The organism is Candidatus Limimorpha avicola (assembly GCF_056978975.1).
In genome coordinates, this window is record NZ_DBMCYK010000001.1 from 89,724 (window position 1) to 114,443 (window position 24,720).

Below are 24,720 nucleotides of genomic sequence, written 5' to 3' on the forward strand. Positions count from 1 at the left end.
AGTTTTTAATTGTAAATTTGCAAGAAAATAAAAAAGGCTATGATTCAGAGGTTATTGCAAACGAAACTTTCAGAGTTGATACAAAAATATCCGATTGTAACCTTGACAGGTCCCAGACAATCCGGTAAATCGACATTATTGCGATATTCGTTTCCCGACTACAAATATGTTTCACTTGAGGATCCTGATATACGTTTGTTTGCTACTGATGATCCTCGGGGATTTCTGTCAACATATCCGGATAAAACCATCATAGATGAAGCACAAAGAGTTCCAACCCTGTTTTCCTATATTCAAACACACACCGATAAAGCCGGGAAAGAAGGAATGTATTTGCTTGCGGGCTCCCATAACTTTTTGCTAATGGAGAACATAAACCAGTCTTTGGCCGGTAGAACCGCCATTCTGAAATTATTGCCCTTTTCCCATACGGAAATGAAAAAAGGTGATATTCTTCCGTGTTCCATTGATGAAGAAATATTCAAAGGGAATTACCCTCGCCTCTACGACAAAAATATTGCTCCATCAGACTATTATCCGTTTTACGTGCAAACCTACGTCGAGCGTGACGTGCGCTTAATGAAAAATATTGGAGATCTAAGCAAATTCATCCGCTTCATAAAACTCTGCGCCGGACGTATCGGACAATTGCTAAACTTGTCTTCTTTAGCTAACGAATGTGGCGTAGCGGTTTCAACTATTTCCGCATGGATTTCCGTTTTAGAGGCAAGCTACCTATGCTATCTGCTAAAACCAGATTACAACAATTACGCGAAACGGCTGGTAAAAACGCCCAAACTCTATTTCTATGATACCGGACTGGCCTGTTCACTCTTGGACATACGGACACCTGAGCAAGTATCAACCCATTTCCTGCGAGGAGGATTGTTCGAAAACATGGTAATCAACGAATTTATCAAATCCTCGTATAACAGGGGCGAAGAACCATCCCTGACATTCTGGCGTGACAGCACAGGAAACGAGGTGGACCTGCTGCAATATGTTAACGGGAAACAATATGCTTATGAGATAAAATCCGGCGCAACTTTCTCACCCGATTTTTTTAAGGGAATATCCAAGTGGGCGAAACTGTCTGGCGCAAGTTCAGACCAATGTTATGCCATCTATAATGGAGACAAAAACATGCAAACTTCCTCAGGAGGACTCATAAAATGGTCTGATTTGATTATCTAATGCATCATAACATGGAATATGCTGAAGGAGAGCGTTTTTGCCGTGCCACTAACTGAAACACTCTCTTGCCGAAAAAGGCATACAGCACAGCACCATAGAATGCGAACTCACCGGCACGGACTGCTGCGACAAAGGCTGTTGCTGAAAAAATGGGAGACAAGACACAACTCTAAGCAACACTCATTTTTCACATCAAAAACCGGCTTTCATAAATCGTTAATTATCAACAAATAACGATTCCATAATTCATGAAGAATCAAGAAAACATCCGCAATGTTTGCAAATTTAGTTTTTAATCGTAAATTTGCAATAAAATAAAAAAACTCTGATTCATAAATTGTTACAAACGAAACTTACAGAGTTGATACAAAAATATCCGATTGTAACATTAACAGGTCCCAGACAATCCGGTAAATCAACATTATTGCGATATTTGTTTCCCGACTACAAATATGTTTCATTAGAGGATCCTGATATACGTTTATTTGCAACAGACGATCCGCGGGGATTTCTGTCAACTTATCCGGATAAAATATAAAAAAATATAGCTATAGTTGTTTTTCTTGTTTGCCTAAAAATTAATGTGTAAATTTGTACACGAATGTAAAGTTGATTTTTTTAAGAAAAAAGAAGGAGTATATAAATCCATTCGAGTTATATAGGCTGAGAAGATGGTCACAAATACATATTTTACCGAACAGTTTGGGGTATTGAAGATGACAATAAGCCGGTGGTGTACTAATGCTACACAGCCTGGTGCCCCGCAATTGATTGAAATTTCAAGGGTGCAACAATGATTTGAAGGACTTATATAAACCGTATGAATAGACACAGTAGTTTTCCCATAAAAGAATAGGATAAAGAGCAAAAATAAGCGAATTTGAGTATTCTCACTGACGGTCAGAGAGTTTGGCTTCGAGTGGCACAGAACGGCATAAGGTCGGGAAAACGGATTTAGGAAGATTGCAGCAGCAGATGCACTTCCAAACCATTACCCGACACAAAATGCACATTTAACGCTAACAGGCTCTATTTCTGCGTTCTGCGTAGGTTTACATTCTGCCTTTGCAACTCCCATAAACTAATTTTGCACCAAACAAAAAGAATGATTATGCGGAGCACTTTCAAGACAGTCTTCTATGTAAACGGAAGCAAGGAAAAGAACGGAATTGTCCCTATCATGGGACGGGTTACAATCAACGGGACTATCGCACAGTTCAGTTGCAAGCAGCGCATCTCGAAGGAACTTTGGGATGCCAAAGGCAACAGGGCGAAAGGCAAAAGCCGTGAGGCGGTGGCGGTAAACTACGCCCTTGACAACATCAAGGCGCAGATAACGAAGCACTACCAGCGGCTTTCCGACCGTGAGGCGTTTGTCACGGCTGAGATGGTGCGCAATGCCTATCAAGGCATCGGCACGGAGTACGAAACATTGTTGCGTGCTTTTGACAAGGAGAACGAGGCGTTCGCCAAACGGGTGGGCAAGGACCGTTCCAAACGCACGTACCAAAAGTACCTGACCGTCCGCAAATACGTGGCGGAGTTCATAAAGAAGCACTACAAACGGACGGACATGGCGATGAACGAACTGACGGAGGACTTCATCCGTGATTACTGCCTGTACCTGCGAAACGAGGTCGGGCTGGCGCAATCGTCCGTGTGGATATACTCCATACCGTTGAAACACATCGTCACCACCGCGCATTACAACGGCAAGATACCAAGAAACCCGTTTGCGATGTACCACGTTGACCCCGACCATAAGGAGCGTGGCTTTCTCACGGAGGACGAGATGCGGGCATTGGGTGCAATCAAGCTGGACAATCCCAACTTTGCATTGGCAAGAGACCTGTTCCTGTTCGGTTGTTGGACGGGCATCTCGTTCACGGATATCAAGAACCTGACCACCGACAACATCGTTGAAATGAACGCTACTTCGTGGATTGTGTCGAAACGACAGAAGACGGGCGTACCGTTCCAAATCAAGCTGATGGACATCCCGATGCAGATTATCAAGCGTTACGAGCCGTTCAGGAAAGACAAGCGGCTGTTCAACATCGGCTCGCTTGACATGGTGAACAAGCGCATCAAGGCTGTGGCGAAGAAATGCGGGATCGAAAAGCCGATTTCATTCCACCTAAGCCGCCATTCATTCGCTGTCTTGGCTCTCAATTACGGTATGCCGATAGAGAGCGTGAGCAAGATTTTAGGGCATACAAATATTACCACTACGCAGATTTACGCGAAGGTGACGAACAAGAAACTCGAAAATGACATATCCGCTTTCGAGAGCAAGGTAAGCGGACATTTCACCATATAACATACCGCCTATGGAACGGACAACAATCACTATGGACAAGTACGGCAGGGTTGCCGTACCGTCCGATACCGCCAATATATGGATGAGCGAAATGGAATTGATGGAACTTTTCGATGTAATCGTTCCGACACTCCGTGCCGCCATACGAGCCGTGTACAAGAGCGAAGTGTTGGAGCCATATGAGGTGGAAAGGCGCATCAAGTTGCCCAACGGCTATTATTCGGAAGCGTATTCCTTGCCAATGGTCGTGGCACTTGCTTTCCGAATTGATACACCGAGTGCGTCAAGTGTACGCAATGCTCTGCTGGAAAGGCTATGCTTGCGAAAAGAAAGGCAAATCTTGTTGGTTTCAATGGGCAGCAAATCCTCATGCGGATGTTAGATTGTGCACTTTGTGAACTTTACAGCCTGTTTACGAGCGGTTTAACCTGATGTGGTGTCATAATGACATCAGTAAACCTATAAACCAGCATATCCCTTTACCAACGAATATCTGCGGCAACCCATTTGCCCGAAGAAGTGCGGTTTTGCTTCTTCGGGCTTTTTCTTTTCGCCATTTTAAGACTAACATTGCCCATCCTGCTGCATTTTCTTATCCGTCAGTTTCTTTTGCGCCGTTCTGCATCGTTTTACGTATCAATGTTTTAACCGTCCTGCCGTAGCTTTGCAACCTTGTTCAATCCGCTTGCCGACAAGGTGTCGGCGGCACTAAAACCAAGTAAGCCTAATGACAGAAAAAGAAGAATTCATCCGTGTAGGCACCACGCTCTACAAGATTGTGGACCAGCCCCGAATTGACGGCGGCTATGTGAGGAAACGCATCGTATGGAACTCCGAGACCTTGCGGCAGGACTACGGCAAGGACTACATGGCGGGCATCCCCAAGTATGACGGCTTCTGCACCGTACCTGACCATGTGGGCTACAAGCCCGTGGTCGGCAAGTTCCTCAACCTCTATGAGCCGATAAGCCACCGACCGCAGGAGGGGGATTTCCCCTGCATCCGCTCGTTGGTGGAACACATCTTCGGCGAACAGTACGGGTTGGGCATGGACTACCTGCAACTGCTGTATCTTTACCCTATTCAAAAGCTGCCCATCCTCCTGCTCGTGTCCGAAGAGAGGAACACGGGAAAAAGCACGTTCCTGAACTTCCTGAAAGCCATTTTCCAAAACAACGTGACGTTCAACACCAACGAGGACTTCCGCAGCCAGTTCAACTCTGACTGGGCAGGCAAGCTGCTCATCATGGTGGACGAGGTGCTGCTCAACCGCCGTGAGGACAGCGAGCGGCTGAAAAACCTCAGCACCACGCTTTCCTACAAGGTGGAGGCGAAAGGCAAAGACCGTGACGAGATAGGCTTCTTCGCTAAGTTCGTGCTTTGCTCCAACAACGAACACCTGCCCGTCATCATTGACGCAGGGGAAACACGCTATTGGGTACGGAAGATTGTGCCGTTACAGAGTGACGATACCGATTTCCTGCAAAAGCTGAAAACGGAGATACCCGCATTTCTCCATTTCCTGCAACACAGACGGCTGTCCACCAGGAAGGAAAGCCGCATGTGGTTCAACCCGAAGCTGCTGGAGACGGAAGCCCTGCGGAAGATAATCCGAAGCAACCGCAACCGCTTGGAGATTGAGATGGCGGAACTACTGCTCGACATCATGGCAAACATGAATGTGGAGTCTGTTTCTTTTTGCCTCAATGACATCATCCCGTTGCTCGTCTGCTCGCAAGTCAAGGTGGAGAAGTCGCAGGTGCGGAAAGTAGTGCAAGAGTGCTGGAAGCTGACACCCGCGCCCAACGGTCTTACCTATACCGCCTACCAATACGGCGGCAATGACCGTTACCAGACCCGAAGAAGCGTGGGCAGGTATTATACCGTTACGAAAGAACTGCTGGAAAGGCTTTGATATTCTGTTGAATTGTTGAATAAGGGTAATAAAGTATTGGTATATAAGAATATGCAACCTCAACAGACCGCCAACAACATACAACGGCTGATGAAAAAAAAGCAACGGTACACACCATCAGCCTTGCCTTTTCTTTTCGCATCCGTTTGTTGGGCGGCACGCTTTTGTTGAGAGATTGTTTAGAGTGTATTTTGCAATATATCAAGTTGTTATGTGTCAAATTCAACAGTTCAACGCTTTTTTACCCCTCAACAAGTCCGCTAGGGATATGGCAGGAGTAAACGCCGCCATCCGCAGGCTGGTCGGACGGACTTCCGTCCTGCCGACCGACAAGGGAAAGCCGATGTCGCTGGCGAAAAGAAAAGGGTGACCAATATCCGCCAACATCACCGCCGACACCGCCGCAGGCTTTTGGGGAACAAAAAGCCATAGCTCATTAGGGCGTTTTCTTCACGCACCACTCCGCTCATGCTAAAAACACCCCAATGAGCCAACGGGGTTACACCCCTCTGGACACCCCCGTTTGCCCCGTGCGGCACGACCGCAGGCGGACGGACACCGACAAACAAGTTTGTAGAACCTAAAAAACAAGAAACGAACATGGGATACATAAGCATCCAAATCAACAAGGCGAAAGGGTCGGCTGACACGGGCGCATCCGACCACATCGAACGCAAGACCATGCCCAAGAACGCCGACCCGGCACGCACCCACCTCAACCGTGAGCTGGTGGAGTTCCCCGACGGTGTGGCAGACCGCACAGAGGCGATAAGCCACCGTATCCGCACGGCAGGCATCAGGCGGAAGATAACCCCCGACCAAGTGCGGGCAATCCGCATCGTGCTTTCGGGCACGCACGAGGACATGATAAGAGTGCAGGACGAGGACAGGCTAAACGAATGGTGCGACGACAACCTGCAATGGCTGCACCGTACGTTCGGAAAGGAGAACACCGTATCGGCAGTGCTGCACATGGACGAGCACACACCGCACATCCACGCCACGGTCGTGCCGATAGTAACGGGCGAGCGCAGGAAAGCAAGGAAGAAGCAGGCGGAGGGCAAGCGCACCTACCGCAAGAAAGCCAACACCGTGCGCCTGTGCGCCGATGACCTGCTGACACGTGAAAGAATGACTGCCTATCATGACAGCTATGCCGCAGCGATGGCGAAATACGGCTTGCAGCGTGGCGTACGAGGTTCAGAGGCACGGCACACCACCACCGCCCAATACTACCGTGACCTGAAACGGCAGACGGGAGAGCTTGAAGCCAACGTGCGGCAGTTGCAGACCGAACAGCGGCAAGCGGAATGTAAGCTTGACGAAGTGCGGAAGAAAATCAAGTCGGAGAAGCTGGAAGCCGCCAAGACCGAAGCGAAAACAGCACTCATGGCAAGGGTCGGTTCTCTTTTGGGCAGCAATAAGTTGAAAGAGGAAAGGGAAGGATTACAGCAACGTATATCTGTGCTTGAAAGTCAGAATGAAGAATTGATACAGCATATCAAGGCAATGGAATGTGAACATAGAGAAGAACGCACCAAGTTCAGTGGGTATATGGACAAGATACAGCGATACTTTCCTTACGTAGAGAAGCTGTTGCCGTTGATTGACTTCTGCCGAAACACCTTGAATTTCTCTGAAAGGGTAATCCAAGAGTTGTGCAAATTGAAGAAAGTAAGGTTGAAAGGTGATTTCTATTCTCCTGAGTTCAACCGAAAGTTCCGTGACGAAAATGCAGCTTTCTCGTTTGAAGAGGACAAGGACAGGAAAGGGCATTACCATATATGCGTGAATGACATTCCGCTTGTGCAATGGTTCAGACAGAAAGCATGTGAATGGAGAAACGGTTTGGGGATTGCACCCATAAGGCAGGATAAAGGGCTGAAAATATAGGATATACTCAAAAAGCACTCCAAAAGCAAATAAAAACATTAGAAGATAGGGGATTGTCGGGAAAATTCTCTATCTTTGTAATCGGATTGAGGCAACTCTTTCCAAGACATACGAAAAAAGAAGAAGCGTTATGCTTATCTTGTACTTGAAAACGTAGGAAATTTTCAAATTAGATGCAAGGATAGCATAGTGGTTCTCACGCTATAGCGTGGGCTGCTATTGTTACATCTGCATCTATGGTTTCCTACGACCTTCAAGTAAGAGTGTGGCATACAGTTCACGCTTCGTGTTAAAAGGTATATGGTATGATTTTTAAATGGCTTAAAAAACTATTTGGATTATATGACAGTTCACCAACTGAAATTCCTGTAAATGGTGAACCCAAGCCATCTGTACCCAAGTCGCTTTGTGATGAACTTGACAAAAGGAAAGAACATGTTAAGCAAAATAGGGACAAACTTAAACAATCACCAACTGATTGGTATTCTTTAAATATTCCTTCCCCAAAAGATGAATTACAAACTCGCGTCTTTTCTCCGCGTAAATTTGAAAATATACCTTCTCTCCAAACTTTAAAAGATGAAAGATTAAGGAAAGAGGCACATGAATTAAAAGTACGAGAGGAAAGAACAAAATCATTATTAGATAAACTTGAAACCCTTATTGCTCAGCGAAAGTTCCAAGAGGCAAAGCAAATAATGGATGAAATTACGCATGAAATAGTGCGTATAAAAGATTCGGTTCTAAGAAAACGATACACGGATATACAAAAGTCTTTATCTGAATTAGAAAGAGAATTAGAACATGAAAGACTTGTTAAGTTAGCTGAAGAACAAAAACGCAAAGAGGAAGAAGAACGCAAGAAAAGAGAAAGAGAAGAAAAGGAAAGGGTTGAGAATGAAAAAAGAATAGCAGAAGAACGAATTCGGAAACAACAGGAAGCAAATAGACTTGCCGAAGAAGCCAGAAAAAAAGAACAGGCAGAATTAGCAGAAAAGGAACGATTAGAGGTCCTATCTACTGAGCGAAAAGAAAATTGGTCTGATTTCAAACAAATATTGGACAACAATGGTATTCGATACCTATACCATTTTACGGATAGACGAAATATTCCATCCATTAAACGGCATGGAGGTTTATTTTCTTGGCAATATTGTGATACTCATGGCATAACAATCCCAAGCCCAGGAGGAATAGGGTTCGGGAGAAACTTGGACCTAAGGTATGGATTAGAAGATTATGTGCGTTTGAGCTTTTGTAATGACCATCCTATGGCTTATCGTTTGCAGCAATCTGGAAGTGATATAGTCGTCCTAAAAATTAAAACTGATGTAGCTTTACTAAAAGGTACACTGTTTTCCGATATCAATGCAGCAGATAAACTTCATACTCACGGAGGAGAATTAGATGATTTGAAAAGAGTCAATTTTAATGCAACTAAAAGGAATTATGTCCGTAAAGACGATGTTGATTTCAAGCCGCATCAAGCTGAAGTCATGGTAAAGACTTTTATTCCATTAAGATTTATAGTAAATCTCAAAGATGAAGTTAAAAACAAAACAGATTTTCATGATACATGGAACTCTCTATCAAAAGAATGGAAAACCGTTTTAAAATGTAATATTTTTAGCTGGTTTAATGAAGAAGAAAGTAAAATTATAAACAGAAATTACGATACAAATAATATTGATGAAGAACCGTGGTATAATCTTGCATATCAAATGACAGAATATGAATTAAAAAAAATACAACGAATAAAATATCTTTCAACGGTAATACCTGATTATTCACCATGGGGTGGAGCGGATTACACGCCAAATTTGGATTTGGGTATATTGGACAATTTTTCTAACATAGAATATCTTGATATATCCTGCTATGGCTGTTATGAAGGTAATAACTGGAATCAATTCATATCAAGATGTCCAATAATGGAAAATGTAAAGACATTGAGGTTTATTCTTAATGGTATTATAAATTTGGATTTTATTATTGATAAATTCCCTAATATTCAAGAACTTAATTGCTCTTGTAATAATATAGAAAAACTTTACCCATTATATAATTTAAATCTAAAAAAGTTAGACTGTAGCGACAATAGAATACCTCAACATGAATTAGAAGAATTCCAAAAGAAAAGGCCATTATGTGAAATAGGTCCTTTTTATTCTGGATTATCTCCACTTCTTAATACGTTTGAATTAAATAAATAAGATATTTACTATGATATATATTGAAAGTAAAAAAAGAAAATTGGAAAAAATAAAGGAAGAATATCCCAATGCTATAATACTGGATATTACCTCTAATTCTGAGACACGGTACGCAAAAATCTTGAGCCCGTTTTATCCACACGGAAATATACCTATTCCTTTTACTGACGGATTAAAGGCTACCTGTGTCGAAGCGGTCTGGCAAGGACTAAAAGTCTTTGAGAATGCAGGCGTGGATTTTGCGACATTCAAAAATGATACAATGCGAGATTTAAAACGGACAGTACGAAAATATGGAATGCCCAAAGGACACAGTAAAGGAGCTTATAGTAAAGAGTTATTGGGATACTTTGAAGCGAGGATGCTTATCTATCTTCCAACGTATAAATGGGTGCTGGATAACGTTCCCGAAGTTCATCATGTAATAGAAAGAATAAAAGCGCAAAGCAAAATTCAAGATATTGTATTATTAGATTATAATACAAATATAGACTTTCGAGATATTTCAAAGCCATTGTCACACGCAGGTTTGGTAAAATTATACATTGACGGTAAATATCCCAATGGCATAGAGGATTACCAGCCAATGACACAGGAAGAAATGGATGCAAAGAAAGTTAGGGAGAAAGAACTAAAGAAAGAACTAAAACGTAGGGCAAAAGAACGCAAAAGCGCACAAAGCCAAAAACTGTTTGAAGAATAAGTTGAACAATTAGAATTTGTAAAGATGGAAATGATACAAGAATACATCGGTTTAATTATCGCGGTCATCGTTGTAGCTGCTGTTATTATATTTCAAATTCGTAGCTTCCTTAAAACAAAAGGGAAAATTAAAGAGCTTGATAGCTTGTTTGAAGATGTTGACACTCTGTCGCTAAAAGAAACGTCTATTACACCGAGTGTACTAAGGAATAAAGAGTTTCTACAGAAATTTTTGCAAAGCATTCCACCACGCCATAATGATGAAAACGGTGATGAAAGCAAGGATTATACAGACTTATCACTTATTGTTTTTCAGGACGGGAGTAAGTCTTCCAATAAGAGATTTAAAATGATTATCAATCGCACGAATGAGTACTTGTGCAAAAATACAGGGACAAGTGCTGATTTAGGGGTATTAGAAGACATATGTGACAGTCAAAAAGAAACATTAGAGGATGAAATACAAAATAGCCTTAATGTTCCTCTATATTTAGGACTTGCAGGCACTTTTATAGGAATTATTACAGGATTATTGGGTGTTGATTTTGACCAAATTTTTGGCAACTCAAATAACTTGAATGGATTACAACATTTATTATATGGCATAGTTGCAGCTATGTGTGCAAGTTTATTAGGCTTAGGTTTTACCGTATATAATAGTGCTGTAACATATAAGGCTGCTGTAAGCAAATGTGACGACGGTAAAGGAAATTATATGAATTTCCTAAGACGTGAATTGATGCCATTATTATCAAATAGTATGGCTTCAAGCCTAAATTCATTAAAGGGAGTATTAGGACACTTTGTAGATAAATTTGGTAGGAATTTAGATGCCTATGCCGATTCTGCTGAATTATTAAACGACAATTTGGAGAAACAACATTTAGTCTTAGCGGAAATAAACAAACTGAGTTTAACTCGAACCGCTAATAAAATTGCAGAAACCTTTATGCAATTAAAAGATTCATCCGATGCATTAGCTGTTTTCCGTACATACCAAGAACAACTCAATTCGACAATATCCAATGCATCAGGAGTTATAAATCAAATACAAACTTTAATTGGTAAATTCGAAAATTTCTCTACAGGACTTTCCATTGTTATAAGTAATCAGAATAAAACTGCCGAGCTTCAGCGAGAGTTTCAAGAAGCAATAACGACCCATTTTCCGACAGGGGCAGAAGCAAGGGAGATTTGGAGAAAGGAATTTGATTTGCTTATGTCTGAAGGGAAACACGTTTCTGAAAGTTTGTCAGCACAACTTACAGCATCAACGGAATACATTCAGAATTTTGTCACAAACAACAAAGAGTTCTTCGATACATTTGATAAACTGAAAGAAGTGCTTGATACAATGGTACAATATACGCAAGTTCAAGCGGAATGCTATAAGGATATGAAAGGTGAAATCTTAAACTTGAGAACAGACTATCATAACGCTCAACTTGAGAATATAGAGTTAAACAAGTCTATTCTTAAGGCCATAGAAACAATGACAGAATCTATTAAGAGCTTAAAAGAAGAAAAATAATATGTCAAGGAACAGAAATAATACTTTTTGGTTAAGTTATTCTGACCTCATGACAAGCCTATTTTTCATTATGCTTGTCCTGTTTATAGTGTGTGTTGTTAAAATGAAAGGCATTAATGCCAAATTAGACAAAGAGGTCAATGCAAAAGAGGAACAGCTCAGAAAAATCGAAGAACTAAATAACTCGATTAAAGAAATAGATGATAAGTATTTCGCATACGATGAGCAATTCAAGAGGCATACATTAAAAGACATTGAAGTCTCTTTTAATACATATAGTTCTAATATCCATGATATAGAGCGAGAACAACTTGAGAAGTTATTAAAAGCAGGTCAGGCAATCGTCCGTTTTATGAATAGTGCAAAAAGCAAAATTCCAGAAGCTCAATACATGCTTATCATAGAAGGACAATCGTCAAAAGATTATTATACAAGAAATTATGAGCTTAGCTATGAAAGAGCATTGGCTCTAATTAAATTCTGGTCTAGTAATGGTATTGAGTTCGATTCACTTGGCAATTGTGAGGTTTTAATCTCAGGAAGTGGACAATCAAGCAAATTTAGAGTTCAACCTGATGTTAGAGGGAATAAAGATAACCAACGATTTGTTATACACATAATCCCGAAACCCGGCATCATAGAATAATTGGAAAGTGGCAATAGGGCATCTTTATTGTGTCTGCTGAAAATTAGCTTCAAAAGTTTTCTATTGCCACTTTTTTGTGTAACTTTGCAATCTATACGAGTTGTATGGCGGAAATATACCGCAAATTACAGAATATGAGACAGTTGCCAACTCATTACCTCGTTCTTTGAGAAAAGCTCATAAGTGGCTTATTTCTAATTTATTCCTATCTATATATCGGATTTTTGCATAAAATGCAGGATATAGAATAATTTGGAATATAATGGAAGAAAACAAGTCAACAATTGTTCAATATAACCGGGCTGCTGAAGTTATAAAGACCGCAATCCTTCAAGGACAATATGAAGCCTTGAAGAACGAAAACAGAATACAATTAGCGGTATATTTCAGCATAGGCAAATATGTGTCGGAAAATTCCAGGTCAGGGAAATGGGGAACAGGCGCACTGGCTGCAATAAGCAGTCGCCTCAAAAAAATACTGCCTGGTTTACGAGGCTTCTCTGCCGAGAATCTTAAAAAGATGAGATTGTTCTATGAAGCGTGGACAATGCTTGACAATGTTTCTTTATCGCCTGATAATGATAATTCGGTAATCGCAATTACCGAATTGAATCATGTGCCGAACCCGATAATTGATGTTCCTGAAACACAAGGAATTGATATTTATCATACTATGTCTATTCCGAACACGGTGGATTTTCCTGCCATAGAATTTTTAGCTGTTCCATTTACTCATCATTCAAGAATTCTTAGCAAGGCAAAACTCTGTCCGAGCGTTATTATTACATCAGGCGTTGTGCCATAGAACATTTGTCTGTCGATGCAATAGTTCGTTTAATGGATAGGGATGCATATAATAATGAGATCTTGCCAAATAACTTTTCTAAAAATATTCTGGACGCAAAAGAGGCTCGGAAAGCAGTAATGATGTTCAAAGATGAATATACTCTTGATTTCCTGAATGTGGAGGAAATAGGCGAGCGTGATGCTGAAGACATTGACGAGCGTGTGGTTGAGCAAAAGATTGTACAGAACATCAAGAAATTCATTATGACTTTCGGACATGATTTTGCTTTTATCGGAAATCAGTATCACCTTGAAGTGTATGGAGTTGAGCATTTCCCTGACTTGCTTTTCTTTAACAGAGAACTGAATTCTATGGTTTGTGTGGAATTAAAAACAGGTGCATTCAAGACAGGATACCTTGGACAATTGATGACATATCTGCGAATACTTGATGACTACGTAAAGAAACCGCACGAAAATCCGACAATTGGTATAATTTTATGTAAAGAAGCAAATAAAGAATATGTGGAATATGTAATACAGGACTATGACAAACCTATGGGAGTAGCAACATATAACACATCTGAAGAAATGCCGGAAAGATTACGCAACGCTTTACCCGATATAGATGAACTGAAAAAAATACTATGATGAAAATACAATTTGTATGAACCATTTGAATAGAATTGTCATGCGCTACAAAAACTTAAAAACAGGAGAAGTATCAGAAAATGGTCAAGTAGAAATTATTGATCAAGATAGATTGTGTTATAAAATAATATCACGTAGTAAAGAGGCTGTTGGAATCAGAACAATTTCTAAAGACTTGTTGGAAGAATTTTATAAATTGTATCAAAAAAAGCCTGATATAACAGCAAATGAAGCACGTGAATTATTATGCGGTCAATCAGATATTGATAAGTTTGAATATGGCTATGCTTCTACACTTTGGGTAATGGCTAAAATGTTAGATGTAAAAAGAAAAAAACATCAAACCAAATTCATTACATCAAATAATCTTTTACGGGACTCCAGGAACTGGAAAATCTCATAAAATTAAGGAGCAATTAGACGGAGTTTCAAAAGAAAAATTTTTAGAACTACATTCCATTCGGATTGTGACTATTCTACGTTTGTTGGGGATTATAAGCCAACTAAAGGAAGTAAGCCATTTTATGGTTTAAATGGTGGTCTTACTGTTAGGCTGAATGATGGTGGAGATTTAAGTGAAGATATAATTACATATAAATTCATTCCTCCAGTTTTTCTTAATGCATATATGCAAGCATACAGGAAACCTGATGAAAATGTTTATCTTATTATAGAAGAAATCAACATAGGTAACAGTGCCCAGATATTCGGTGATTTATTCCAACTGCATGATAGAGATGAGAATGCCCTTTTTTATTTCTTTTCCCCTTTGAAAAAATATTAATCCACAAAATAAGCCCTGCTTTTGGGTGAAGTCAGGGCTTGAAATTGACAAATAAATAAAATTAAAAGATTATTATCAGTGAATGATAATCTTGTTGGATTTTACAGTCTTGTTGTTGACAACCAAACTGTAGAAGTAGATTCCATCATTGAGGTTGTTTACATCTATTACCAACTGTCCGAAATGGCTGTTGATGTCTTTTCTGATAACCTCTTGTCCCATCATGTTGTAAATTACGACCATGGCTTTGTTCACATCTGTCGGGAAGTCATAATCGAAACAGACCTTGTCTGTTGCCGGGCTTGGATAAGCGTTGCTGAATACCTCGTTGCTGAAATAATCAGTGACAGAGATGGTGTTAGGATAGATGAAGTTGATGTTTATGACAAATTCTTCTAAATTTGCTGCATCGGTAAATATATACTTCATCGAGGTTATGCCTTCCATCTCCAATGGCATGTAATGAGCGCTGAACTCTGCCGGTACACCGGGTTCCATCCTCATGGTGCTTTCGTATAATTCAGGGCTGAGGCATTGTCCCCAACAGAAATAATTCAAGGTGTTTTCTACAGTGGAGACTTCTACTTTGACACAAGTTATTGCAAGAGCTTCAGACGTGCCGTTAACAACTTCAAAGGCAATGTTGAGTTCTTCAACCATACCTTCTGCCGATACCTCAAAAGTACTGCCGCTTTCTACAGGCTGTCCTTCATGTGTCACAATGAGATTCTGTGCCGACAAAGCACCGACAAACATCATGGCAAAAAGTAAGAGTGATAATTTTTTTAACATAGGCAAATAGTTTTTTAATTTATAATCATTTTAACGTTACAAAATTATAATTTTTAATGATACCACAACAAATATCGTGCAAAAATATATTAATCGACACATAAAAATTTTTAATGAGGATATTTGTTGAGATGAGGAGGTGTTTCACAATGACAGAATGTTGTGATATTGTTAATATTATGGGTCTTTAATGTCGATGTTGTTGTAGGTATTGAAATACGATGTGGGTGCGCTGTATCCGATGGAACGGCGCACCCACTAATTAATGTCATGATTGTATTTTATTATTTTATCTTCTCTTCGATGAGAGCGTCAAGCATGTTGTCGTCAGCGATGTTGGGAATGGTCACCTTGAGCATAGGTTCCGATGCCATGGCGCGTTTTATTGCAAATGTGGCGCCTTCGTTACGAGCCCAGTTACGGCGTGCAATACCGTTGTTGACGTCCCAATACAGCATGCGGTGCAGTCTTGTGTCAGCTTCTTTTGAGCCGTCGAGCACCATGCCGAAGCCGCCGTTGATCACTTCGCCCCAGCCTACGCCGCCGCCGTTGTGTATGCTGACCCATGTGGCACCTCTGAAGCCGTCGCCAATGACGTTTTGTATTGCCATGTCGGCAGTGAAGGCAGAGCCGTCATAGATGTTGGATGTCTCACGGAAAGGAGAGTCGGTGCCTGACACATCGTGATGGTCACGTCCGAGCACTACAGGGGCGGAGAGACGTCCGTCGGCAATAGCCTTGTTGAACTCTGCTGCTATCTTGGTACGTCCTTCGCAGTCTGCATACAGGATACGTGCCTGTGAGCCGACGACGAGATGATTTTCCTGAGCTCCTTTAATCCATAAAATATTGTCGTGCATCTGCTGCTGTATCTCGGCAGGTGATGATTTGGCAATGTCTTCCAGCACCGAACATGCTATGTCGTCGGTGATGGCGAGGTCTTCCGGTTTGCCGGAGGTACAGACCCAGCGGAAAGGACCGAAGCCATAATCGAAATACATGGGACCCATGATGTCCTGGACGTATGAAGGATAGCGGAAGGTGCCGTCTTCTTTCATGATATCGGCTCCGGCACGACTGCTCTCGAGCAGGAAGGCGTTGCCGTAGTCGAAGAAATACATTCCTTTGGCAGTGAGTTTGTTGACGGCTGCCACATGACGTCTCAAAGAGGCGAATACAGCTTCCTTGAATCTCTCCGGTTCTTCTGCCATCATGACTTTAGACTCTTCGAAAGAATAGCCTGCCGGATAATAACCGCCGGCGAAGGGGTTGTGCAACGAGGTCTGGTCCGAGCCGAGGTCAACATGAATGTCCTTTTCAGCTGCATATTCCCACAGGTCCACTATATTGCCCTGATAGGCGAAGGAACGGGCTTTCTTCTGCTTTATGGCTTCGTTGACATGGACAAACAACTCGTCGAGGTTGTCATAAACTTCATCTACCCAGCCCTGGTTGTAGCGTTTCTGCGTTGCAGCAGGATTTATCTCTGCTGTGATGGATACCAGTCCGGCTATGTTGCCTGCCTTGGGTTGAGCGCCTGACATGCCGCCCAGACCTGCGGTGATGAACAGTTTGCCTGCTGTGTCGCCTCCTTGTTTTCTCGAGGCGTTGAGCACTGTTATGGTGGTGCCGTGTACAATGCCTTGTGGTCCGATGTACATGTAAGACCCGGCAGTCATCTGTCCGTATTGTGTCACTCCAAGGGCATTGTAACGCTCCCAGTCGTCAGGTTTGGAATAGTTGGGTATCATCATGCCGTTGGTGACGACGACACGCGGGGCTTCCTTGTGCGAAGGGAACAGCCCGAGAGGATGCCCTGAATACATCACCAAAGTCTGCTCGTCTGTCATAGTGGCAAGATATTGCATGACAAGGCGGTATTGTGCCCAGTTCTGGAAGATGGCTCCATTGCCGCCGTATATTATCAACTCATGAGGGTGTTGAGCAACGGCAGGGTCGAGGTTGTTCTGTATCATCAGCATGATGGCTGCCGCCTGTCTGCTCTTCGCCGGATACTCGTCTATGGGACGGGCATACATGGGATAGGACGGACGAAAACGATACATGTAAATACGTCCGTATGTCTCTAATTCATCTAAAAATTCCGGCGCCAAAACGGCATGAAATTTCTCCGGAAAATAACGTAAGGCGTTCTTTAATGCCAATTGTTTCTCTTTTTTACTGAGAATGTCTTTGCGTTTTGGTGCGTGATTGACACTTTTGTCATATTCTTTGACTTCCGGCAACACATCGGGAATACCGGCAAGTATTTCTCTTTGGAAATCATTCATATATCTGTTTTTTTATAAATTTCTAATTAATAAGTTTGCAAAATTATACATTTTTGTCGATTGTTACAACAAATTTTTTCTTTTTCAATAAGAAAGAAGTATGAAATATTATGTGCTAAATACGCTGCCGTGATTTTGATATGAATGGTATTGTCAATGTTTTTTCTGTTAAAAAAATTGTTGTCCGGTGACATTTTTATTTGAAGGTGAAAAACTCTTTTTATGAAAAGAAGACAATGTTTATCTGTTATTAATGTAGATAAAATCATATTGTCTTGCGTATGATAATGAAAGTTCTATATCTATCTGTAAATCATAAAATCAGTATAAAAAAATGATTTTACGAAGATATCTTTTGATATGGAAATACATGATAAAGGTGTATTACCAGCCTTTGGGTTTGGAAATCTTGTTCCTTAGTCCGAGCAATGTGGTGAATATGACAAAGAAAAAGTCATAAAATGGTGAAAAGGCAAGAAAAAGTTTTTTCTCACCGAGATTTTTGGCTGATTTTACATAAATCATAACCATTGATGTATAATGAATAATCAATAATAATGAAATAAATATATAATAGTATAATATGTTGTCATTGAAGATGCAAGAGGATGGCAATATGAATAGAAAAGGCAACAATATATAGTAAAACAGTCTGTTTAACAGTAGGTTACCCAATACGAAACTTGTAAAAGGTTTATACATGTTGGCAGTGGAATAATGACGTCTTTTCTGATGTATCCATTCTGACCATGACCTTTTGGGATGGGATTCCACTCTGATATTGGGATCTATGAAAACATTGGTATTGTTTTTGGTTGCTACTTGACTTATGAACAGGTCGTCATCGCCTGACGGTATTGTATAATGAGAGGTAAAGCCTTTGTTTTTATAGAAAGTAGTCCTTCTGTAAGAAAGGTTTCTTCCCACTCCCATATAGGTTTTTTTCGCCAATGCCATGGAGAGATACTGTATGGCGGTGTATAAGGTGTCGAAACGTATAAGTTTGTTCAGCAATCCTTTTCTTTTGGCGTATGGGCCATAGCCAACAACTATCTCTATTTTATCGTTATTGTAGGCACTCATCATACCTTTTATCCATTGATCGTTGTTTGGTTTGCAGTCAGCGTCGGTGAGTAGCAGCAAGTCGTATTTTGCGGATTTGATGCCCATGCTGAGGGGGAATTTCTTGCCTTTGAAGAAGTTGAGACTTTGACTGAGTGTTACTACATTGACTTCCGGGTGTTCTATGAGAAGGCGTTTCAGATAGGCACTCGTCTCATCCTGGGAACAGTCGTTGACTATTACGAGTTCAAATTCCGGATAATCCTGCGACAATATTGTGGGCACCAACTCTTTTAAATAGCTGTATGAATCTCTTGAACACACTATCACGGATACAGGCTCATAAGTGCCTTTTTTACTGTCAATGTTTTTGTTTTTATAGAATGCTAAACGACTGAAAAGTCCCCAAATATATGCCATTTGTATCAGCCAGGCAATGACAAAGCAACAAAGAATAATGAAATCCAATCGGTTCAAGTACTGAAAAATATCCATCTGAGGAATCTGTTTTATTGAGCAAAGGTAGTGATTATCTTTGAAAAATTACTATCTTTGCTCAAATTTTTTAAATATTTTTTATGAACTTTTCCATTGAGAAAAACGATGCACGCAGTAACGCCAGAGCTGCTGTCCTGACGACAGACCATGGTGAGATAAAAACGCCCGTGTTTATGCCCGTAGGCACTGTAGGAAGTGTTAAGGCTGTACATGTGAGAGACCTTGAAGAGGCTGTCAAGGCTCAGATAATATTAGGCAACACTTATCATTTGTATCTTCGTCCGGGATTGGATGTGATAAAGGCTGCCGGCGGGTTGCATCAGTTCAACGGCTGGCATCATCCTATACTTACCGACAGCGGCGGCTTTCAGGTATTCTCATTAAACGATATAAGAAAGATGAAAGAAGATGGTGTGGTGTTTCGTTCTCATATCGACGGCTCCAAGCATCTGTTTACTCCGGAACGTGTCATGGATATAGAAAGGGTGATAGGTGCCGATATCATGATGGCTTTTGATGAGTGTGCCCCTGGTACTTCTGAATATGGTTATGCCAAGGAAGCCATGGAGAGGACACACCGCTGGCTCGACCGTTGTGTGCAGCAGTTTTGTGCCACGGAACCGCTTTATGGATATAAACAGTCGTTGTTTCCCATAGTACAGGGTTGTACTTTTAAAGATTTGAGAATACAATCTGCCGAGTTCGTCGCATCAAAAAACTGCGACGGCAATGCTATAGGCGGTCTTGCCGTGGGTGAACCTACAGAGGTGATGTATGAGATGATAGAAGTCGTCAACAGCGTGTTGCCCGAAGATAAACCGCGTTATCTTATGGGCGTGGGTACTCCTGCCAATCTTTTGGAGGCTGTCTCGCGCGGCGTCGATATGTTCGACTGCGTGATGCCTACCCGTAACGGCCGTAATGGCATGATATTTACTTCACAAGGTATTATAAATATCAAAAATGAAAGATGGAAATACGACTTCTCTCCTGTTGACGAGGATGGACATGTCTATGCAGATACTCAGTATTCCAAGGCATATCTTCGTCATCTCATCATCTCCAAGGAGATACTCGGTCCTATGATAGCTACCGTTCATAATCTCGGGTTTTATGTTTGGCTCGTCGCTGAGGCTCGTCGCCATATCATTGAAGGTGATTTTGCAGAATGGCGCGATATGATGCTTCCGAAGATAACTCATCGAATATCTTGATTTTGATATCTCATGGAAGTTTTGTATTTTTGCAGTGATTTTTGAACATCGCCGGATGAAGAAACTCGATTGGTACATTTTCAAGAAGTTTATTGGCACTTTCTTTTTTGCCATCAGTCTCCTGATTGTCGTGGTCATAGTATTCGACTTGTCGGAGAATGTCAGCGACTTTATCAAGAATAAAGCTTCGGTGAGGGAGATTATATTTCAATATTATGTCCCTTTCATACCTTATTTTATCAATCTGTTCATCTATCTTTTTACATTTATTTCAGTCATATTTTTCACATCCAATATGGCGGGACATACCGAGATTATCGCCATTTTGAGCAGCGGCATCAGTTTCAGAAGATTCCTTTATCCATATTTCCTTGCCTCATTGATGTTGGCGGTAGGCTCGTTTTATCTGGGTAATTTCTTGATTCCTCATACGGATTCTTTGCGACGGCAGTTTAAAAATCAGTATATGGAGAACCTTACCAAGAGTTCGGGTGCTAATATCCATGTTCAGATAGAACGTGACGTCTATATCTATGTGGGTAATTATGATACCAAAAGACATACAGGTTTCAAGTTCTCTCTTGAAAGATTTGATGGAGGGAAGATGAAATATAAACTGACAGGCGATAAATTGGTTTATGATACTATCAATGAAAGATGGAAGATTACCAATTATGTGGAACGTGTTATGGAAGACAAGGAGTATATTGTCAAAGGAAAGGAGATGGATACTGTGCTGAATCTGAAACCATCAGATTTGTATAGAGTGAAAGAAGATTTTGAAGAGATGAATCTCATAGAGTTGAGAAATTATATCTCCGATTTGAAGATGAAAGGTGCTGACAATACTTTGTCTTATGAGATGGAGATGCAGAAACGTCTTGCTTCTCCGGCTGCCATTATCATCTTGACTTTCATAGGTGCAGCCTTGTCGAGTCGTAAGGTGAGGGGTGGCATGGGATTGCACCTCGGCATTGGTATCGCCATAACATTTACATATATAGTATTCATGGAGTTTTCACGGGTCTTCGCCCTCTCCGGTGCAATATCGCCTTTTTTGGCAGCCTGGCTCCCGAACCTCATATTTGCTTCCATAGGTGTTTATTTCTTGATAAAAGCTCCTAAATGATATAATATATTGATAATTAGATTATTGCAATATAAAACTCTGTATTATGTCTTTCATGATTAAAAAATTGTGAGTTTTTTTGTCGTGATACTTGACATTTTATTATTTTAGCAGAAAAATTAAAAGTATGCATATAGCAGTGTCAGGTAATATTGGCTCCGGTAAGACGACATTGACACGTCTGTTGTCCAAACATTTCGGCTGGAGACCTCATTTTGAGGATGTTGACAACAATCCGTATCTCAACAGTTTTTATGAAGACATGCAGCGTTGGTCTTTCAATCTGCAGATTTATTTTTTGAACAGCCGCTTCAGACAAGTTCAGGATATTAGAAAAAGTGGCGATACAGTGGTGCAGGACAGGACAATATATGAAGATGCTTATATCTTTGCAACGAATCTTTATGAGATGGGTTTGATGGAGACTCGTGATTTTAAAAACTACAGGGATTTGTTCGAACTGATGAGCTCGTTCCTTCAACCTCCGGACTTGCTGATATATCTGCGGGCATCGGTGCCTACCTTGGTAAGGCAGATACAGAAACGTAACCGAGATTATGAACAGACTATACGTCTCGATTATCTTCAGGCTCTCAACAAATACTATGAAGAGTGGATTGCCAACTATGACTTGGGGAAATTGCTTATTATCGACAGCGATAACATAGAACTTGATAACCCGGATGACCTTAGTCATATTATTGACAATATCAATTCATCGTTGAACGGATTGTTCGGTTAATTAATAATCAAGGTATGAAGATTTTAGGAATAATACCGGCACGTTATGCTTCTACCCGTTTCCCGGGAAAACCGCTCGTTGATATCAAAGGTAAATCTATGATACAGAGGGTTTATGAACAGTCGTGCAAGGCATCTTTGCTCTCTGATGTCGTTGTTGCCACTGATGATGAAAGAATAGAAACCGCTGTCAAACGTTTCGGCGGCAAGGTGGTAATGACTTCTTCCTCGCACCGTAGCGGCACCGATAGATGTTGTCAGGTTGTTAATGAACATGACAATCAATATGATGCTGTCGTCAATATACAGGGCGACGAGCCTTTCATCAATCCTTCTCAGATAGACCTCGTGGCTGAGATAATATCCGGCAATGCCGACATAGCATCATTATGTAAACCTATTGTGGATATCCGTGAACTTATCTCGGAAAATGCCGTCAAGGTGGTGTTCGATAATGATGGCAATGCTCTGTATTTCAGTAGATATGCCATACCTTTCCTGAGAAATGGAGGCGACATGGATACCTGGCTCGCAAAAAGGACTTTTTATAAACATATTGGTATTTATGCTTATAAGACAGAGGTTTTGAAGACCATAGCAGCCTTGCCGCAATCTGGCCTTGAGATGGCAGAGTCGCTCGAACAACTGCGTTGGCTCGAAAATGGCTTCAAAATACGTATGGGCATCACGGAGTTCGAAAGTTATTCAATAGATGTTCCCGATGATGTGCAAAATGTTCTTAAGTATTTTTGATGAATTAAAGATTCTTAAATGAAGTCGTTGAACTTGTTTTTATCTGATGGCAATGATTATTCATTGAGATGAGAATATTTTGAAATACCATAATGGTATGTTTCCCATCCGGCCTTGATCTTGATGTCCCTACATTGATATCCTCAGACCATTAATGAATTTTGAGGATGACTTTTGATGTATTCATTCATCGGTTTTGAATAAATTATCGGTTTTGAATTTTTTTAAAACATAAAACAAAATGTTCTGAAAATTTTTGATGATTGAAAATAATGTTGTAATTTAGCAGTCGGTACAATAAAACAAATAATTTTTTTAAGACTATGATAATCAGAAGTGTACAAGAATTGTTGTATAATCATGAGTGCGTAATCATTCCTGAGTTCGGTGCTTTTATTACCAAATATGTCCCGGCGAAGATCGACAGCGTCACACATAGATTTACACCTCCGTCAAAAGAAATGGTGTTTAACCGTTTCCTGTCAAATGACGATTCTTTGCTTGTGGATTATATTAGTCTTAAACAAGGAATTGCCAAAGAAGAGGCAAGACTGTCAGTACACAATTTCGTCTTGAATATGACGAGGTCTTTGCAGGATGACAAAAAAATCGATTTGGAAGGTCTTGGAACATTAAGTCTTGTCAATGATGACGATTATGTGTTTAAAATTGATGATAGGGTTAACCTCTTTGGTGATGCTTTCGGATTGACAACATTCACTATGTTGCCGGTGTTCCGTATTGAGAACCTTTCCGGTATAGATGTTGCAGATTCCAAACAAGGTAAAGATAATGTCGATATTTTTACTTTCGAGAGTGTAAATAACAAAAGTCGCATGAAAGGCAGATTCAGATGGTTGCATCCTATAGGCTATGCCGCTGCTGCTTGTGCTTTTATGTTTTGTCTGTGTTGGGGAGTGGAGGAGTCGTCTTCAAATCTCGCCGGCTGGAACTTGTTTTCATTCTCTTCTCCTAACAGATTCTTGGCTCATCATTGCAATGCTTTTGATGCTCAAAATGAGAAAACTGTTACTTTGAACGATGCGGTGCAGAAATATACGGATGAGGTTACGAAGACTGTCAATGATGTTACAACTGAAATACTTGTCCATGATGTCGTAGTTACTCCTGAGACTACTGTTGTACAAGATGTTGAGGAAACTCCGGAAGTCGTTACTGCAACTGATGCAACCGATATTGGAGACCCGGTTAATGTGTCGGATAATGTTGCTGCTGCAGAATCCGTCAAATCGAATGGAGAGGATATGCAGAAGATACAGGAACCTGTTGTCGTCGAGAAAGACAATCGTTATTTTGTTATTGCCGGTTCCTTTAAGGAAAGGGCACGTGCCGAGCGTTGTCTTTCAAATATTGACAAGAAAGTTTTTTCAGATGCCGAAATACTTGATATGACTTCAACCGGCTTTTGGAGAGTGGCTTATTCCGCTTTCCCGGATAAAACTCCGGCTCTCGTGTCTTTGGAAATGATAAGAGCAGAATATGACAGCACCGCATGGCTGTTGTTCTTGAAATGATATTGTTGTCGTATAAATCCTTGTATTAAAAATAATGTTCAAAAAGTTGTAATTCAACTTGTCATAAATA

At 40.9% G+C, this 24,720-nt stretch carries 20 protein-coding genes and 2 pseudogenes; 17 read left to right on the plus strand and 5 right to left on the minus strand.

Translation table 11 applies throughout. From position 1 onward, the window contains the following. Positions 1-39: 39 nt before the first annotated feature. Complete coding sequence (locus tag ACZOVS_RS00335) at positions 40-1,194, plus strand: ATP-binding protein (protein WP_483995248.1); 1,155 nt, start codon at positions 40-42, stop codon at positions 1,192-1,194. Positions 1,195-1,198: 4 nt separating this feature from the next. On the opposite strand, the gene ACZOVS_RS00340 is transcribed toward ACZOVS_RS00335, so the two are convergent. Continuing rightward, on the minus strand, positions 1,199-1,354 hold the full coding sequence (locus ACZOVS_RS00340) for a hypothetical protein (protein WP_483995249.1): 156 nt from the start codon (positions 1,352-1,354) through the stop codon (positions 1,199-1,201). 165 nt (positions 1,355-1,519) lie between these two features. On the opposite strand from ACZOVS_RS00340, the pseudogene ACZOVS_RS00345 reads away from it, so the two are divergent. The 11 genes and pseudogenes from ACZOVS_RS00345 to ACZOVS_RS00395 all read left to right on the plus strand — a co-directional run. Beyond that, positions 1,520-1,726, plus strand: a pseudogene (locus ACZOVS_RS00345) (AAA family ATPase); the annotation flags it as partial. 576 nt (positions 1,727-2,302) lie between these two features. Next, complete coding sequence (locus ACZOVS_RS00350) at positions 2,303-3,514, plus strand: site-specific integrase (protein WP_483995404.1); 1,212 nt, start codon at positions 2,303-2,305, stop codon at positions 3,512-3,514. A 10-nt stretch (positions 3,515-3,524) separates the two neighbouring features. Beyond that, positions 3,525-3,896 carry a virulence RhuM family protein gene (locus ACZOVS_RS00355; protein WP_195329000.1) on the plus strand — a complete coding sequence of 124 codons (372 nt, stop codon included), beginning with the start codon at positions 3,525-3,527 and terminating at the stop codon, positions 3,894-3,896. Between the two features lie 345 nt (positions 3,897-4,241). Next, positions 4,242-5,429 (plus strand): primase-helicase family protein, encoded by a 1,188-nt coding sequence (locus tag ACZOVS_RS00360; RefSeq protein ID WP_483995250.1) that lies wholly within the window; start codon positions 4,242-4,244, stop codon positions 5,427-5,429. A 600-nt stretch (positions 5,430-6,029) separates the two neighbouring features. Next, positions 6,030-7,322 carry a MobV family relaxase gene (gene mobV / locus ACZOVS_RS00365; protein WP_483995251.1) on the plus strand — a complete coding sequence of 431 codons (1,293 nt, stop codon included), beginning with the start codon at positions 6,030-6,032 and terminating at the stop codon, positions 7,320-7,322. 305 nt (positions 7,323-7,627) lie between these two features. Then, positions 7,628-9,535 (plus strand): DarT ssDNA thymidine ADP-ribosyltransferase family protein, encoded by a 1,908-nt coding sequence (locus ACZOVS_RS00370; RefSeq protein WP_483995252.1) that lies wholly within the window; start codon positions 7,628-7,630, stop codon positions 9,533-9,535. Positions 9,536-9,545: 10 nt separating this feature from the next. Continuing rightward, positions 9,546-10,238 carry a DUF6939 family protein gene (locus ACZOVS_RS00375; protein WP_483995253.1) on the plus strand — a complete coding sequence of 231 codons (693 nt, stop codon included), beginning with the start codon at positions 9,546-9,548 and terminating at the stop codon, positions 10,236-10,238. 24 nt (positions 10,239-10,262) lie between these two features. Then, on the plus strand, positions 10,263-11,768 hold the full coding sequence (locus ACZOVS_RS00380) for a hypothetical protein (protein ID WP_483995254.1): 1,506 nt from the start codon (positions 10,263-10,265) through the stop codon (positions 11,766-11,768). A gap of 1 nt (position 11,769) precedes the next feature. Further along, positions 11,770-12,414, plus strand: coding sequence for a hypothetical protein (locus ACZOVS_RS00385; protein ID WP_483995255.1), 645 nt, complete (start codon positions 11,770-11,772; stop codon positions 12,412-12,414). A 262-nt stretch (positions 12,415-12,676) separates the two neighbouring features. Then, a pseudogene (locus tag ACZOVS_RS00390) lies at positions 12,677-13,851 on the plus strand (PDDEXK nuclease domain-containing protein). Between the two features lie 16 nt (positions 13,852-13,867). Further along, the gene (locus tag ACZOVS_RS00395) at positions 13,868-14,254 is read left to right on the plus strand and encodes a hypothetical protein (RefSeq protein WP_483995256.1); all 387 of its coding nucleotides are present in this window, start codon (positions 13,868-13,870) and stop codon (positions 14,252-14,254) included. Positions 14,255-14,710: 456 nt separating this feature from the next. Here the strand turns inward: ACZOVS_RS00395 and ACZOVS_RS00400 are convergent, their stop codons facing one another. The 4 genes from ACZOVS_RS00400 to ACZOVS_RS00415 all read right to left on the minus strand — a co-directional run bounded on the left by ACZOVS_RS00400 (position 14,711) and on the right by ACZOVS_RS00415 (position 19,275). Next, positions 14,711-15,427 carry a T9SS type A sorting domain-containing protein gene (locus ACZOVS_RS00400; protein ID WP_483995257.1) on the minus strand — a complete coding sequence of 239 codons (717 nt, stop codon included), beginning with the start codon at positions 15,425-15,427 and terminating at the stop codon, positions 14,711-14,713. 110 nt (positions 15,428-15,537) lie between these two features. Then, positions 15,538-15,699 carry a hypothetical protein gene (locus tag ACZOVS_RS00405; RefSeq protein ID WP_483995258.1) on the minus strand — a complete coding sequence of 54 codons (162 nt, stop codon included), beginning with the start codon at positions 15,697-15,699 and terminating at the stop codon, positions 15,538-15,540. Between the two features lie 12 nt (positions 15,700-15,711). Continuing rightward, complete coding sequence (locus tag ACZOVS_RS00410; RefSeq protein WP_483995259.1) at positions 15,712-17,718, minus strand: urocanate hydratase; 2,007 nt, start codon at positions 17,716-17,718, stop codon at positions 15,712-15,714. A gap of 384 nt (positions 17,719-18,102) precedes the next feature. Further along, complete coding sequence (locus ACZOVS_RS00415; protein WP_483995260.1) at positions 18,103-19,275, minus strand: glycosyltransferase; 1,173 nt, start codon at positions 19,273-19,275, stop codon at positions 18,103-18,105. Between the two features lie 83 nt (positions 19,276-19,358). Between ACZOVS_RS00415 and tgt the strand changes: the two genes are divergently transcribed. From tgt to ACZOVS_RS00440, 5 genes are all read left to right on the plus strand, one after another. Next, on the plus strand, positions 19,359-20,492 hold the full coding sequence (tgt, locus tag ACZOVS_RS00420; protein ID WP_483995261.1) for a tRNA guanosine(34) transglycosylase Tgt: 1,134 nt from the start codon (positions 19,359-19,361) through the stop codon (positions 20,490-20,492). A 55-nt stretch (positions 20,493-20,547) separates the two neighbouring features. Then, positions 20,548-21,621 carry an LptF/LptG family permease gene (locus ACZOVS_RS00425; protein WP_483995262.1) on the plus strand — a complete coding sequence of 358 codons (1,074 nt, stop codon included), beginning with the start codon at positions 20,548-20,550 and terminating at the stop codon, positions 21,619-21,621. Between the two features lie 127 nt (positions 21,622-21,748). Further along, positions 21,749-22,363, plus strand: coding sequence for a deoxynucleoside kinase (locus ACZOVS_RS00430; RefSeq protein WP_483995263.1), 615 nt, complete (start codon positions 21,749-21,751; stop codon positions 22,361-22,363). Between the two features lie 14 nt (positions 22,364-22,377). Beyond that, on the plus strand, positions 22,378-23,115 hold the full coding sequence (kdsB, locus tag ACZOVS_RS00435) for a 3-deoxy-manno-octulosonate cytidylyltransferase (RefSeq protein ID WP_483995264.1): 738 nt from the start codon (positions 22,378-22,380) through the stop codon (positions 23,113-23,115). Positions 23,116-23,438: 323 nt separating this feature from the next. After that, positions 23,439-24,650, plus strand: a complete 1,212-nt coding sequence (locus ACZOVS_RS00440) for an HU domain-containing protein (protein ID WP_483995265.1) — start codon at positions 23,439-23,441, stop codon at positions 24,648-24,650. Positions 24,651-24,720: the final 70 nt, after the last annotated feature.